The sequence below is a fragment of the Streptomyces sp. NPDC059009 genome (genome assembly GCF_042740175.1).
In the GTDB taxonomy this organism is placed as follows: domain Bacteria; phylum Actinomycetota; class Actinomycetes; order Streptomycetales; family Streptomycetaceae; genus Streptomyces.
In genome coordinates, this window is sequence record NZ_JBHYJB010000068.1 from 22,925 (window position 1) to 36,990 (window position 14,066).

The 14,066-nt window shown below is 69.5% G+C and carries 11 protein-coding genes; 6 read left to right on the forward strand and 5 right to left on the reverse strand.

The genetic code is table 11. The features are described from left to right. Positions 1 to 59 precede the first annotated feature (59 nt). The 5 genes from ACFWYM_RS42415 to ACFWYM_RS42435 form a co-directional block, all read right to left on the reverse strand. Complete coding sequence (locus ACFWYM_RS42415) at positions 60 to 1,691, reverse strand: ABC transporter substrate-binding protein (protein WP_384850321.1); 1,632 nt, start codon at positions 1,689 to 1,691, stop codon at positions 60 to 62. A 464-nt stretch (positions 1,692 to 2,155) separates the two neighbouring features. Next, positions 2,156 to 4,063, reverse strand: a complete 1,908-nt coding sequence (typA, locus tag ACFWYM_RS42420; protein ID WP_384850324.1) for a translational GTPase TypA — start codon at positions 4,061 to 4,063, stop codon at positions 2,156 to 2,158. Positions 4,064 to 4,209: 146 nt separating this feature from the next. Beyond that, on the reverse strand, positions 4,210 to 4,374 hold the full coding sequence (locus ACFWYM_RS42425) for a hypothetical protein (protein ID WP_384850327.1): 165 nt from the start codon (positions 4,372 to 4,374) through the stop codon (positions 4,210 to 4,212). Further along, entirely contained in the window at positions 4,356 to 4,478 is a 123-nt protein-coding gene (locus ACFWYM_RS42430) for a hypothetical protein (RefSeq protein WP_384850330.1), read from the reverse strand. The genes ACFWYM_RS42425 and ACFWYM_RS42430 overlap by 19 nt, the downstream gene beginning before the upstream one ends. Positions 4,479 to 4,681: 203 nt before the next feature. Then, on the reverse strand, positions 4,682 to 7,054 hold the full coding sequence (locus ACFWYM_RS42435) for an ABC transporter family substrate-binding protein (protein ID WP_384850333.1): 2,373 nt from the start codon (positions 7,052 to 7,054) through the stop codon (positions 4,682 to 4,684). 340 nt (positions 7,055 to 7,394) lie between these two features. Here ACFWYM_RS42435 and ACFWYM_RS42440 point away from each other — a divergent pair, with 340 nt between their 5' ends. The 6 genes from ACFWYM_RS42440 (at position 7,395) to ACFWYM_RS42465 (ending at position 13,730) form a co-directional block, all read left to right on the forward strand. After that, positions 7,395 to 7,706, forward strand: coding sequence for a hypothetical protein (locus ACFWYM_RS42440; RefSeq protein ID WP_384850336.1), 312 nt, complete (start codon positions 7,395 to 7,397; stop codon positions 7,704 to 7,706). Between the two features lie 78 nt (positions 7,707 to 7,784). Next, positions 7,785 to 8,618, forward strand: a complete 834-nt coding sequence (locus tag ACFWYM_RS42445; protein WP_384850339.1) for a hypothetical protein — start codon at positions 7,785 to 7,787, stop codon at positions 8,616 to 8,618. Between the two features lie 16 nt (positions 8,619 to 8,634). Beyond that, on the forward strand, positions 8,635 to 10,572 hold the full coding sequence (locus ACFWYM_RS42450; RefSeq protein ID WP_384850342.1) for a fumarate reductase/succinate dehydrogenase flavoprotein subunit: 1,938 nt from the start codon (positions 8,635 to 8,637) through the stop codon (positions 10,570 to 10,572). Continuing rightward, entirely contained in the window at positions 10,569 to 11,339 is a 771-nt protein-coding gene (locus ACFWYM_RS42455) for a succinate dehydrogenase/fumarate reductase iron-sulfur subunit (protein WP_384850345.1), read from the forward strand. Before ACFWYM_RS42450 ends, ACFWYM_RS42455 begins: the two co-directional genes overlap by 4 nt. Before the next feature lie 93 nt (positions 11,340 to 11,432). Continuing rightward, positions 11,433 to 12,710: an alpha/beta hydrolase family protein gene (locus ACFWYM_RS42460; RefSeq protein ID WP_384850348.1), complete on the forward strand. Its 1,278-nt coding sequence runs from the start codon at positions 11,433 to 11,435 to the stop codon at positions 12,708 to 12,710. 57 nt (positions 12,711 to 12,767) lie between these two features. Continuing rightward, a complete protein-coding gene (locus ACFWYM_RS42465) occupies positions 12,768 to 13,730 on the forward strand; it encodes a hypothetical protein (RefSeq protein ID WP_384850351.1) in 963 nt (320 codons plus the stop codon). The last annotated feature ends 336 nt before the right edge of the window (positions 13,731 to 14,066 follow it).

Sequence of the window (14,066 nt, forward strand, 5' to 3'; positions counted from 1 at the left end):
CCGTAAGCGGCACCCGGGGTCTCCGGGCGCCGCTTACGGGTACGGATCTCCGGCGACTACTACTTCTTCTCGAAGACCTGAACGTCGGTCAGGATCGGGTCACCGGCCTGGTCGAACTTGACGTTCTTGACGTTCTCCGAGTAGGCGGAGTTGACCTTGTTGTACCAGAGCGGGATGCCCGGGAAGGTCTTCGCGAGCTCCTTCTCGGCCTCGTTGTAGAGCTTCGCGGAGTCGTCCACGGTCTTGGCCGCGTCGGCCTTCTTGGTCAGCTCGTCGAACTTCTTGTCCGAGAAGTCGCCCTTGTTGCCATCGACGCCGGTGCCGTACAGGTCGGCGAGGAAGTTGCCGTTGAACGGGTAGTCGAGGACCCAGCCCGAGCGGTACATCGACTTGACCTTGTGCGCGTCGCGCACCTCGGTGTCAGCCTGGAAGTCCGTCTTCGGGTCGCCGACGCACTTCACGCCGGTCGACTTGGTGATGCTGTTGCACACCGCGTCGACCCACGCCTTGTGCGGCTGGTCGGCGTTGTACTGGATCATGATCTTGTTGCCCGGAACGCCGCCGCCGTCCTTGATGAACTGCTTGGCCTTCGTCGGGTTGAACTTGCAGAACTCACCACAGGCGCCGGGCTCGTAGCCCTTCACGCCCTTGGCGACCCAGCCGGTGGCCGACTCACGGGTGCCGTAGAACGTGGTCTTGGCGATGGTGTCACGGTCGATCGCCATCGACAGGCCCTGGACGACCTTGACGTCGATGTCCTTGAACGTGTCGTTGTAGAACGCCGGGTTGATCGTGTTGATCGCCGAGAAGTCCTGGGTGATCGCGCGGTCACCGAAGTCGTTCTTGTAGTTGGCGAGCTCGGTGTCCGGCACGAGCGGCATGGTGTCCACGTTGTTCGAGCGCAGGTCCTGGTAGGCCGCGTTCGGCGTCGTGTACGCCTTGAAGTTGATGCCGCCGTTCTTGGGCTTGTTCTCGCCCTGGTAGCCGGACCAGGCGGTCACCTGGATCGACTTCTTGTGCTCCCAGCTCTTGAACTTGTACGGGCCGTTGCCGACGGGGGCCTGGCCGTACTTCTTCGGGTCCTTGATGGCGACCGAGGGCAGCGGGTCGAAGGCGCGGTAGGCCAGCTTGTACGAGAAGTACGGGATCCCGCTGTTCAGCGTGATCGTGAAGGTGTTCTCGTCGACGACCTTGAGGCCGGTCATCTCCTTCGCCGAGGGCTTGGCGCCCTTCTTGGCGGGGTGGACCTTGTCGTAGCCGACGATGTCGCGGTACCAGGAGCTGTTCTGCTGGCCGTTCTCCGGGTTGGCCGCGAAGTTCCAGGCGTCCACGTAGGACTTGGCCGTGACCGGCTCGCCGTTGTGGAACTTCCAGCCCTTCTTGAGCTTGACGGTCCAGACCTTGTTGTCCTTGTCGGGGGTGACCGACTCGGCGTTCATGTTCTTGAGCTCACCCGAGGAGGTGTAGCCAAGGAGCGGCGTGAACATCGAGTCGATGACGACGCTGCCGTACGCCTCCATGGTGTTGGCCGGCTGCAGATCGTTCTGCGGCTCACCGTTGGCGTAGCTGACGATCCCCTTGGGGTCGACCTTGCCCGTGTTTCCGCTGCCGCTGCCGCCACCACAGGCGGTGGCACCCAGGGCCACAACACCGGCTATCGCGACCCACTTGGCGCTCTTGGCACCACGCATGGGGTTCCTCCTCATGAGTCCACTTGTTCACTACAAGAGGGGGTACGTGACACCACGCCGCCACCCCTGACGGCGAAGTTCGGTACCCCGAGTGTGCTCGTGAGTCGGCGCTCCCCACAGCGCGTGACCCATTGACCCGAGCTATACGCGGTCAACTATTAGCCATCCGGTACCGCCCGACCACACCCTTTTGGTCTCGGTTCAATCACACCTGCTCCGTACAACTTCCAAAATCCGGACAAACCGATCCGAGATAGATGGTTGCGAAACGGACGTGTTACCCATCTAACGGTCAGCGACGTCCGTATACCGGACAGTTGCCGGACGAAAACGGGTTGCGGAAGGGGCTGGAGGAACGCCAGAGGCCGGTCCCCGCCACGTCCCCTGTCAAGGGGTGGGCGAAAACCGGCCTCGGACGACGTTAACTAGCCTACGGCCAGCCTCAGTTCACAGCCTAGTGGAGCCTAGTTGTGCTTGGCGCGGGACGCCGCACGGCCCCGCTCCTTCTGGTCCAGGACGACCTTGCGGATGCGCACGGCCTCCGGGGTCACCTCGACGCACTCGTCGTCGCGGCAGAACTCCAGGGACTGCTCCAGGGAGAGCTTGCGCGGCGGGACGATCGCCTCGAAGGAGTCGGCGGAGGCGGAGCGCATGTTGGTGAGCTTCTTCTCCTTGGTGATGTTCACGTCCATGTCGTCGGAGCGCGAGTTCTCGCCGACGATCATGCCCTCGTACACCTCGGTGCCGGGCTCGGTGAACAGGACGCCGCGCTCCTGGAGGTTGGTCATCGCGAAGGCGGTGACGGCGCCGGAGCGGTCGGCGACGAGCGAGCCGTTGTTACGGGTCGTCAGCGTGCCGAACCAGGGCTCGTGGCCCTCGTGGATGGAGTGCGCGATGCCCGTGCCGCGGGTCTGCGTCAGGAACTCCGTACGGAAGCCGATGAGGCCGCGGGAGGGCACGACGAACTCCAGGCGGACCCAGCCGGAGCCGTGGTTCGACATGTTGTCCATGCGGCCCTTGCGGACGCCCATGAGCTGCGTGACGGCGCCCATGTGCTCCTCGGGCACGTCGATGGTCATGCGCTCGACGGGCTCGTGCGTCTTGCCGTCGACCTCCTTGGTGACCACCTGCGGCTTGCCGATGGTCATCTCGAAGCCCTCGCGGCGCATCTGCTCGACCAGGATGGCCAGCGCCAGCTCACCGCGGCCCTGCACCTCCCAGGCGTCGGGGCGCTCGGTCTCCAGGACGCGCAGCGAGACGTTACCGATCAGCTCGCGCTCCAGGCGGTCCTTGACCTGGCGGGCGGTGACCTTGCGGTCCTTGACCGCCGCCTTGGCGTCCGCGCCCTTGCCGGTGCCGCCGCGGCCGACCAGCGGCGAGGTGTTCGTGCCGATGGTCATGGAGATCGCCGGCTCGTCGACCGTGATGAGCGGGAGCGCGATCGGGTTCTCCGGGTCGGCGAGGGTCTCGCCGATCATGATGTCGGGGATGCCGGCGACCGCGCAGATGTCGCCCGGGCCCGCCTTCTCGGCGGGCTTGCGGGTGAGCGCCTCGGTCATCAGGAGCTCGGTGATGCGGACGTTCGCGATCGTGCCGTCACGCTTGATCCACGCGACGGTCTGGCCCTTCTGCAGCTCGCCCTGCTCGACGCGGAGCAGCGCGATGCGGCCGAGGAAGTTGTCCGCGTCGAGGTTGGTGACGTGGGCCTGGAGCGGCGCGTCCTCGTCGTACGTCGGGGCCGGGACGTGCTCCAGGATCGTGCTGAAGAACGGCTGGAGGTCGCTGGAGTCCGCCGGGACCGTGCCGTCCTCCGGCTTGGTCAGCGAGGCGATGCCGTCACGGCCGCAGGCGTAGACGATCGGGAACTCGATCTGGTCCTCGTCCGCGTCCAGGTCGAGGAAGAGGTCGTACGTCTCGTTGACGACCTCGTCGATGCGGGAGTCCGGGCGGTCCGTCTTGTTGATGCACAGGATGACGGGCAGGCGCTGCTGGAGCGCCTTGCGCAGCACGAAGCGGGTCTGCGGCAGCGGTCCCTCGGAGGCGTCCACGAGCAGGACGACGGCGTCGACCATCGACAGACCGCGCTCGACCTCGCCACCGAAGTCGGCGTGGCCGGGGGTGTCGATGATGTTGATCGTGATCGGGTCCCCGCCGTCCTTGGGGTGATACTTCACCGCCGTGTTCTTGGCGAGGATCGTGATGCCCTTCTCACGCTCCAGGTCGTTCGAGTCCATCATGCGGTCGTCGAGGGACTCTGCGGCGTGCGCGGCGAAGGAACCGGCCTGCTTGAGCATGGCGTCGACGATGGTCGTCTTGCCATGGTCGACGTGAGCGACGATGGCGACGTTGCGGATGTCGTGGCGCGTGGCCATAGTGCGGCGTACTCCTGGAGTGAGTGGACGGTCGCGCGTACACCTGAGGTACACGAACCCTGCCGGGCTGGACACGCCACGGCCTCACCCCAGTCTACGGGCCAAGGCCGGAGGTGGCTTGCGCGGGCCCTTGACGGCACCTCTGATCAGGCAATTCTCGGCTTCTTCGCCGCCGGTGAGCCCTCCGGGCAGAGCTCCAGGGCGGCCGCCCGAGAGGCCGTGCGGTCCCGGTCGGCGTCCTCCTCCCGCCGGTCGGCGCAGGGCAGGAATCCGGTGCCCTGGGAGGACCAGGTCAGGACGTGCCCGCGCACCGGGTCGCGGACGACGTGTCCCCGTCGCCGGACGCGGACGTGCAGGCAGCCGTGCCCGCGACGGCCAGTGCCAGCGCGGCGCCCGCGGTGAGAACGCGCTTCATCCCGTACCCCCGTACATGATCAGCAAATTGGTCGTGGACATGCTGACCAGGGGCGTGCGGGACTACACGTGAGTTGAGCTACTTCTGAGGCAAGTGGGGTTCTCAGAAGGGGAAGAGCAGGTCAATGGGTGAACATGACCTTGCCCGCCGAAGGACCCGGCGGGCAAGGGAGTTGAGCGGAATCTGAGGGAGCTGAGGAGCCGTCAACCGGCGGAGGGGGAGCCGCTCGGCTTGGCGGAGGGCTTCAGGAAGCCGATGTCCTCGTAGTCCGGGGCCTGGAAGCCGAAGGCACCCGCGTTCGCGAGATTGGGGCGCGTCGCCACCAGCTGGGGGCGCTGGTAGAGCGGGATCGAGCCGGCCTCGGCCCAGATGCGGGCGTCGGCCTTCCTGACCAGGTCGCGCTCCTCGTCCTCGTCCAGCTCACCGAGCGCCTGGTCGAAGAGCTGGTCGATGCGGTCCGAGCCGACCCGGGTGTAGTTCTGCTCGACGTTCAGGGACCCGTCGGCCGCCGGGACCGGCTTGGCGAAGATCGGCCGGGCGTCCGTCGCCGGGAAGGCCGAGGCGGGCCAGGAGTAGAGCGCCAGGTCGTACTGGCCAGAGGCGATGTGGTCCTTGAAGTACGACTCGTCCGCGACCTTCGAGATCTCCGTGCGGACCCCGATCCGCTCCAGCATCCGCGAGATCCGGTCGGCGACCGAGCGCAGCGACTCCGAGCCCTGGCCCGAGGGGAGCACGAAGCGGAGGGTCAGCGGCTTGCCGTCCTTGGCGAGCGGGCCGCCCACCGCGGCGGGGGCCGCCGTGCCCTTGGGGGCGTACGCGCCCGGGGCCCCGCCCCGCTGCGCCCGCTTCTCCGCCCGTGCCTCGGCCTTGGCCTCCGCCTTGCTCTCCGATTTGGCTTCGGACTTCGCCTCGGACTTGGCCTCGGACCGGTGCTGCTTCGCGTGGCCGCCCGGGTCCTTCTTCTTCTCCTTGTCGGCCTCGCGGCGCGGCGCGAACCACTCGGCCTGCCGGTTGATGACCGCCGTCTGGTGCCGGGCCACCGGGGCGGGCGCCAGCACCGAGGTGCCGTTGTCGCCGGGCTTCGCGGGTTTGGCGGGTTTGTCGTCCTCGCCGACGATGTACGTGCCGTCGTCCCCGGAGTCGGAGCCCTCCTCGGACTCGGACGACGCATGCTTCTTCTTCGCGTCGGACTTGCTGCCCGCCGTACCGCCCTTCTCCTTGACCGGGCCGCCCGGCGTCCACCCGGCGTCCGCGAGCAGTGCCTGCGCCTCCGCCGTGTCCTGCTCCCCGAGCGCACCGCTGTTGTCCGCGTACGCCTGCTGCCCGGCGAGCGCGAGGTGGCTGCCGACCGGCTCCGCGGGGAGCCCGAGCGGCCCGAGCACCGTCTTGGCGAGCTCGGTGCGGTTCAGGGCGCGGGCGACGGCCCGGCGCACCCGGTCGTCGGCGAGCGGCCCCTCGGCGCCGTTGAGGGCGAGCTGGGTGTAGGCGGGCTCCAGGGACTTGCGGACCACGTAGCCGCGCAGCCCCTCCTGCTCCTTGGCGTACCGCTTGACCGCCTTCTTCGTCTTCTTGCGGGCAAGGAGCTCGCTGTCGGCGGCCTCCTCATCGGAGCCGTGCGCGACAGCCCAGGAGCGCAGCGCCTTGGCGGGCGTGATCGCGGCGCCGGGGCCGTGGGTGAGCGGGCCCTGGGCGCCGTGGTCGCGAGCCGCGCGGGCGATCCGGTCGGCCTCGGGCGCGTCGATCTCGGCCAGATCGACCTTGCCCGCGGCGATCGCGGCGGCCCGCTGGTCGCGCGGCACCGAGCGCAGCACGAGCTTGGCCAGCTTCGCCGGGCGGCCCCACCAGCGCGGGTTGCGCACCAGCGTCACATCGCCGGCCTGGCGGTCGATGGCGTCGATCGCGAAGGGCCCCGCGGTCGCCTTGAGCCCCCGGCGGGCGCCGTCGTTGAAGGCGTCCGGGGTGCCCATGACGCCCTTCGGGTACAGCGGCGTGAACAGCGAACGCCAGTCCGCGTAGGGCTTGTTGAAGGTGACCCGCACCTCCAGGTTGTTGGCGCCGCGCTCGATCTTCTCGATCCGGTCGTAGCCAGCGTTGCGCGCCGTCCAGTACGCGCTGTCCTTGCCCGACAGGGCCCGCCACTGGGCCGCGAAGTCGTCCGCGCCGATCTCCCGGCCGTCGCTCCAGACCGCCTGCTGGTTGAGCTTGTAGAGCACGACCTGCTTCGGCTCGCGCTCGACGACCTTCGCGGACTCCAGGAAGTCCGCGTTGCGCTGCGCCCGCCCCTGGGCGTCGAGGCGGAACAGCGACGGCAGGACGGCGCCCGCGACCCGCGAGGTGCCCCCGTCGGCGTCCGACTGGAAGGAGTTGAGGGTCTCGGGCACCGCGTCGACGGCCCAGTTCACGGTCCCCCCGTCGGCGACGAGCTCCCGGGCCGCGGGCGCGAGGTCCTGCCCCGCGGTCGGCTGCCCCGCCTCGTCGTCCGCCCCGCACCCCGCGAGGGCGGGCAGGGCGAGGACGCCGGTGGCGAGGAACACGACAGACCTGACGGTTCTTGCTCTGGCGCGGTCGTGGGACATGACGGGAACCTCCGGGGGCTCGCCCGGCCGCCCGCTACCAGGACCGGGCCGGGTTTCTTCACGTATGGCGGTATATGTCGCTGATCACATCTATCGAGCCACTGAAGTGGACGGTCGGCCTCGCGCGACGGAGGCGCGACGCGGGGCGCCCCGGATCCCACTCGGGCGGCCCAATCCGGGCAAGCGGTCGCCACGGCAGCTCGCTCGGGGGGCGCGAACCGGCCGCCTTCGTCACTCGTGAGCCGGGAATCCGGGCAGATCCCTTCACAAGCCGGGATGTGACGCGCAACACTCGCAGGCGCATGAGCGTTGCCACCGCACCCTGAAGTGAGGGCAAGTCATGGCTCTGCACGACGAATTGACCGCTGTACAGCGCTGCGTCGACGAGTTGCTCCGCACCGTCGGCAGGCTGGAACAGCAGGCCGGGGACGAGATCGCGGGCGGCATCGAGATCCGCCGCGTGCGGACCGACACCGACCATCTGCGCGAGAGCGTCGCCCTGCTGCGCGCCGCGGCCCCCGCGCCGCGACCGGAGCCGCGCCGGCCGGACCTCGTGCCCGTCCCCGACACCCCCTATGACAGCTCGCTGTGGGCGGACGCGGGCGACTGCGACGACGAGGGCCTGGGCGCCCGCGACCGGCACGCGCCCTAGACCTACCGCGCCCCACCGGCGCCCCACCCGCGTCCACTGCGTCCCACGTCCCGCTTCCCGTTAAGGAGTGGAGCCTCGTTGGCAACCGGCACGGAACCTCAATCGAAGAGCGGCCAGACCCACGGCGGCGTCAGGGACGGCACGCGCGCCGCGATCTCCGCTGCCCATCTGCGGACCGACCGCTGGTGGCTGGCGCCCGCCGCGACCGCCGCCGGGCTCCTCGCCTTCGTCGTGTACTCGACGTGGCGGGCCTTCGCGAACACGGACTACTACAGCGCGCCCTACGTCTCGCCGTTCTACTCGCCGTGCCTCGCCGAGGAGTGCGCGCCGATGCGGCACGGGCCCAACTGGGAGCTGTTCGGCGGCTGGTGGGGCCTCTCCCCCGCCCTGCTGATCCTGATCTTCCCGCTGGGCTTCCGGCTCACCTGCTACTACTACCGCAAGGCGTACTACCGAGGCTTCTGGGCGTCACCGCCCGCCTGCGCGGTGGCCGAGCCGCACAAGAAGTACACCGGCGAGACCCGCTTCCCGCTGATCCTGCAGAACATCCACCGCTACTTCTTCTACGCCGCGATCCTCGTGGCGGGCATCCTCACGTACGACACGGTGCTCTCCTTCCGCGACGAGAACTACGAGTGGGGACACATGGGGCTCGGCACCCTGGTGTTCCTGGTCAACATCGTGCTGATCTGGGCCTACACCCTGTCCTGCCACTCCTGCCGGCACATCGTCGGCGGCAAGCTCAAACACTTCTCGAAGCATCCGGTGCGCTATCGGGCCTGGCAGTGGGTGGGCAAGCTGAATGCCCGTCACATGCTGCTCGCCTGGGCGTCGTTGGTGAGCGTGGCGCTCGCCGACTTCTACGTCTATCTGGTGGCGTCCGGTGCCTTCGACGATCCGCGCTTCTTCTAAGGGATAGGGCCTTCTGATGTCTCAAGTGGAGCGGCAGCAGTGGGATGTTGTCGTCGTGGGCGCCGGGGGCGCCGGGCTCAGGGCGGCGATCGAGGCGCGCGAACAGGGCGCCCGTACCGCCGTGATCTGCAAGTCCCTCTTCGGCAAGGCCCATACGGTGATGGCCGAGGGCGGCATCGCGGCGTCCATGGGCAATGTGAACTCCGGCGACAACTGGCAGGTGCACTTCCGCGACACCCTGCGCGGCGGCAAGTTCCTCAACCAGTGGCGGATGGCCGAGCTGCACGCGCGCGAAGCCCCGGACCGCGTCTGGGAGCTGGAGACCTGGGGCGCCCTCTTCGACCGTACGCCGGACGGGCGGATCTCCCAGCGCAACTTCGGCGGCCACGAGTATCCGCGCCTCGCACACGTCGGCGACCGCACCGGCCTCGAACTCATCCGCACCCTCCAGCAGAAGATCGTCGCGCTGCAGCAGGAGGACAAGCGTGAATTCGGGGACTACGAGGCCCGGTTGAAGGTCTTCCAGGAGTGCACGGTCACCCGCGTCCTCAAGGAGGGCGAGCGGGTCGGCGGGGCCTTCTGCTACGACCGCGAATCCGGCCGCTTCTTCGTCCTCGAAGCCCCGAGCGTGGTTCTCGCGACCGGCGGCATCGGCAAGTCCTTCAAGGTGACGTCGAACTCGTGGGAGTACACGGGCGACGGCCACGCGCTGGCCCTGCTCGCCGGGGCCCCGCTCCTGAACATGGAGTTCGTGCAGTTCCACCCGACCGGCATGGTCTGGCCGCCGTCCGTGAAGGGCATCCTCGTCACCGAGTCGGTGCGCGGCGACGGCGGGGTGCTGCGCAACTCCGAGGGCAAGCGGTTCATGTTCGACTACATCCCGGACGTCTTCAAGGAGAAGTACGCCCAGTCCGAGGAGGAGGGCGACCGCTGGTACGAGGACCCGGACCACAACCGCCGCCCCCCTGAGCTGCTCCCGCGGGACGAGGTGGCCCGCGCCATCAACTCCGAGGTGAAGGCCGGGCGCGGCTCCCCGCACGGCGGCGTCTTCCTGGACGTGTCGACCCGGATGACCGCCGACGTCATCCGGCGCCGACTCCCGTCCATGTACCACCAGTTCAAGGAGCTGGCGGACGTCGACATCACGGCGGAGCCCATGGAGGTCGGGCCGACCTGCCACTACGTGATGGGCGGCATCGCCGTCGACTCGGACACCGCGGCCGCGCGCCGGGTGCCCGGCCTGTTCGCGGCGGGCGAGGTCGCGGGCGGCATGCACGGCTCCAACCGGCTCGGCGGCAACTCGCTGTCCGACCTGCTGGTCTTCGGCCGCCGCGCGGGTCTGCACGCGGCGCGCCACGCCGCCGAGCTCGATGTGCGCCCGGTGGTGGACGACACCCAGGTGGACACGGCGGCGGCGGAGGCGCTACGGCCGTTCAGCGCGGAGAGCGAGGCGGACCGGGCGGAGGGCGCCGCCCCGGAGAACCCGTACACCCTCCACCAGGAGCTGCAGCAGACCATGAACGACCTGGTCGGCATCATCCGCCGCGAGGGCGAGATGGAGCAGGCCCTGGAGAAGCTGGCCGATCTGCGGGTGCGGGCGCGGCGGGCCGGGGTCGAGGGCCACCGGCAGTTCAACCCGGGCTGGCACCTCGCGCTCGACCTGCGGAACATGCTGCTGGTCAGCGAGTGCGTGGCGCGCGCCGCCCTGGAGCGCACGGAGAGCCGGGGCGGGCACACGCGCGAGGACCACCCGGGGATGAACCGCGACTGGCGCCGCGTGAATCTGCTGTGCCAACTCACCGACCCGACCGGCGGGTTGGCGGCGACCGATCCCGTACGGGGCCAGATCGACCTCGTCCGCGACACGACCGAGCCCATCCGCCCGGACCTGCTCGCCCTCTTCGAGAAGGAGGAGCTGGTCAAGTACCTGGCCGAAGAGGAGCTTTACGAGTGAGCAGCTACAAGGCCGCCTTCCGGGTGTGGCGGGGCGATGTGCAGGGCGGCGGCCTGGAGGACTTCAAGGTGGAGGTGAACGAGGGCGAGGTGGTCCTCGACATCATCCACCGCCTCCAGGCGACGCAGGCGCCTGATCTCGCCGTGCGCTGGAACTGCAAGGCGGGCAAGTGCGGTTCGTGCTCGGCGGAGATCAACGGACGGCCACGCCTGATGTGCATGACCCGCATGTCGGTGTTCACGCAGGAGGAGACGATCACCGTCACACCGCTGCGCGCCTTCCCCGTCGTACGCGACCTGGTGACGGACGTCGGCTTCAACTACACCAAGGCGCGGGAGGTCCCGGCCTTCGTGCCGCCGCCCGAGCTCGGCCCCGGCGAGTACCGCATGGCGCAGCAGGACGTGGACCGCTCGCAGGAGTTCCGCAAGTGCATCGAGTGCTTCCTGTGCCAGGACACCTGCCATGTGGTGCGCGACCACGAGGAGAACAAGCCGGCGTTCGCCGGGCCGCGCTTCCTGATGCGGGTCGCGGAGCTGGACATGCACCCGCTGGACGCGGCGGCCGAGGCGGGCCTGGACCGCAAGGAGACGGCGCAGGACGAGCACGGGCTCGGCTACTGCAACATCACCAAGTGCTGCACGGAGGTGTGCCCGGAGGGCATCAAGATCACGGACAACGCGCTGATTCCCTTGAAGGAAAGGGCGGTCGACCGCAAGTACGACCCGCTGGTCTGGCTGGGCAACAAGATCAGACGGCGCGGCGAGTAGTCCTCGCGGGCTCCCCCTGGGGGATTTCCCCCAGGGGGATTCTCGGGCTGTCCTCCATGGTCACGAAGGGGGCGGCGGCCGACGATTGAGGACATGAAGCCGACGTCTTCGAAGTCCTTGAAGTCCTCTCCGGGCATGCGGCCCCTGACCCGCCGTTCCCTGCTGGGCCTGGCGGCCACCGGCGCGCTCGCCGCGACGCTGCTGCCCTTCCCGGCCACCGCGATGGCCGCTCCGGCCACGCCCGTACGGGCCGAGCTCCCCGCCCCCACGGGCCCGCACGCCATCGGCACGTACTCGACGCGCCTCGTGGACCGGTCGCGGCACGACCCCTGGGTGGGCGGGCAGCCGTACCGAGAGCTGATGGTCAGCGTCTGGTACCCGGCGGCGAAGGGCGCGGCACACGGCCACCGGCTCGCCCCCTACATGACGCCGGGCGCGGCCCGGGCGTGGGACGCGGCCGCCGGACAGCACGGCATTCCGAAGGGCGCGGTGGACTGGTCGGGCACGCGCACGCACGCCTACGCGGGGGCGCCCGTGGACGCCACCGGCGGGCGACGCCCCGTCCTCCTCTACACCTCGGGGGCGGGCGACCCCCGCACCTGGAACACCTCACTGGTCGAGGAGTTGGCGAGCCGCGGCTACATCGTGGTGACCGTCGACCACACCTATGAGGCGCCGGGTGTCGAGTTCCCCGGGGGCCGGGTGGTGGACAACGCACCGCTGATGAAGGCGTTCGCGGAGGCCGACAAGGAGGGCAAGGTCCCCGCGCTCCTGAAGAAGGTCGGGGACGTCCGGGCGGCGGACGACAGCTTCGTCCTGGACAGCCTGAGCTCGCTCCCGAAGGGCCTCGGCAACGTCATGAATCTCCAACAGGTGGGCGCCGTCGGCCAGTCGGCGGGCGGCATCGCGGCGGCCCAGACGATGTACCAGGACCGCCGCGTCAAGGCCGGGATCAACATGGACGGCACCCTGGAGTACAACCAGGAGCCCAAGGGCACGAACTTCATGCCGGTGGCCCGCCACGGCCTGGACCGCCCCTTCCTCCTCATGGGCAGCGACCGCCCGACGGAGCCGGCGTGGAAGGAGTTCCTGTCCCGCTCGACGGGCTGGAAGCGGAACGTGACGATGCGGGGCTCGCAGCACCAGACGTACACGGATCTCGCGCCGATCCTGCCGCAGACGGGGGTGGGCAGGAAGGTGATCGAGAAGAACATCGGCACGGTGCAGCCGAAGCGGGCGACGGCGGCCCAACGGGCGTACGTCACTTCATTCTTCGACCACTGGCTGCGCGACCGGGACGACCACCTCCTCGACGGTCCGTCGGCGCGCTGGCCGGAGATGAAGTTCGCGGGGATGCAGCTCGGCAAGTGAGACAGAGGTTCGCAAGGTGAGACCGGAGTGTGCGGCCCCTGTGCCACACTGCCGCGCATGCGGATCCCCGGTCTCGCTCGCCTCGCTCGCCTCGTCCGTCTCCCCCGGCCCTTGGTCGCCGTCGCGCTCGCAGGCGGCCTGACGGCGACGGCGTGCTCCTCGGACGACTCGGCCAAGAGCGCGGAGGGGACCGGGACCGGGGTCGAGCGGGCCCTCGCCTCGGTGCCCGCGTCCGCCGACATGGGCGCCATCGACTACGTCGACTCCGCACGGGTCCGCCCGCTGGCCGCCAAGGACCGGGACCTGTACGTGAACCTGGCCCACCTCGGCATCCCGGAGGCCGTCGAGTCCCCGTACGCGGGCACGAGCGTGCGGGCGCGCTGGGGCTTCACGGAGAAGGACGTCACCAGCTCGGTCTCGGTGACGGCGGAGGGCAGCACCTCGGTGCGGCTGACCGGTACATTCGACGCCGACGCGATGGCGCGCAAGCTCAAGAAGCAGGGCTACCGGGCGGATTCCGGCGACGAGGTCATCCGCGTGCGGGGCACGGGCGACGACAAGTCCGAGACGTACGAGCTCAGTTCGTCGGTACGGGTCCACAACCCGGACACCCGGCCACGGCTGAGCACGACGGCGCCGAAGAAGTCGGCGGCCGACGACCCCGCGTACGCGAAGGCCGCGGACTGTCTCGGCGACGTCTACGAAGCCACCTTCTACAGCGCGCGGCGCTCCCAGGACGTCCGGCTCATGGCGATCGGCGGGCGGATCGCCGCGAGCGGCAGGTCCTCGGAGACGCTGTGCGCGGTGACGTCGTCGAAGAGGGCGGCGCGGGCGGTGGCGAAGAAGCTCCGCGAGAAGACCCGTCCCGGCGCGCGCTACGCGGGCTCCAAGGTGACCATCGGCGAGGGCGCCACGCCTCTCGTCTTCATGACCTGGAAGAACGACCTCGCGTCCGGCCGCAGACCAGCCGAGAACAACAGGACCGGCGAGCTCCCGATGCTGCTGGCGCCGCCGAGCTGAGGGGGCCGGGTGGCCCCTGCCAGGGGCCTTTTCCCCAACCCCGCCCCTTCCCGAATCAGCCGACTCCGTCGGCCCTGGCGCACCCTTGGGGGCTGCGCCCCCAGCCCCCCCATCGGCCTGAACGGCCTCGTCCTCAAACGCCGGACGGGCTGAAAGGTGCCCCCCCCAAGGCTGAAGGGGCCCGCCTCGCGCGGGAAACGAGGACCGGCCTGCAGACGGGCGACGGCGCAAGGGGTGGGGACGCGGCGGTATGTCCGCCCGCAGTACAGCACGCCACCCAAGCCAGTACTCGTGTACCCCTACGGTGCCCCCGGCTTTTCGAGGACGGACATACCG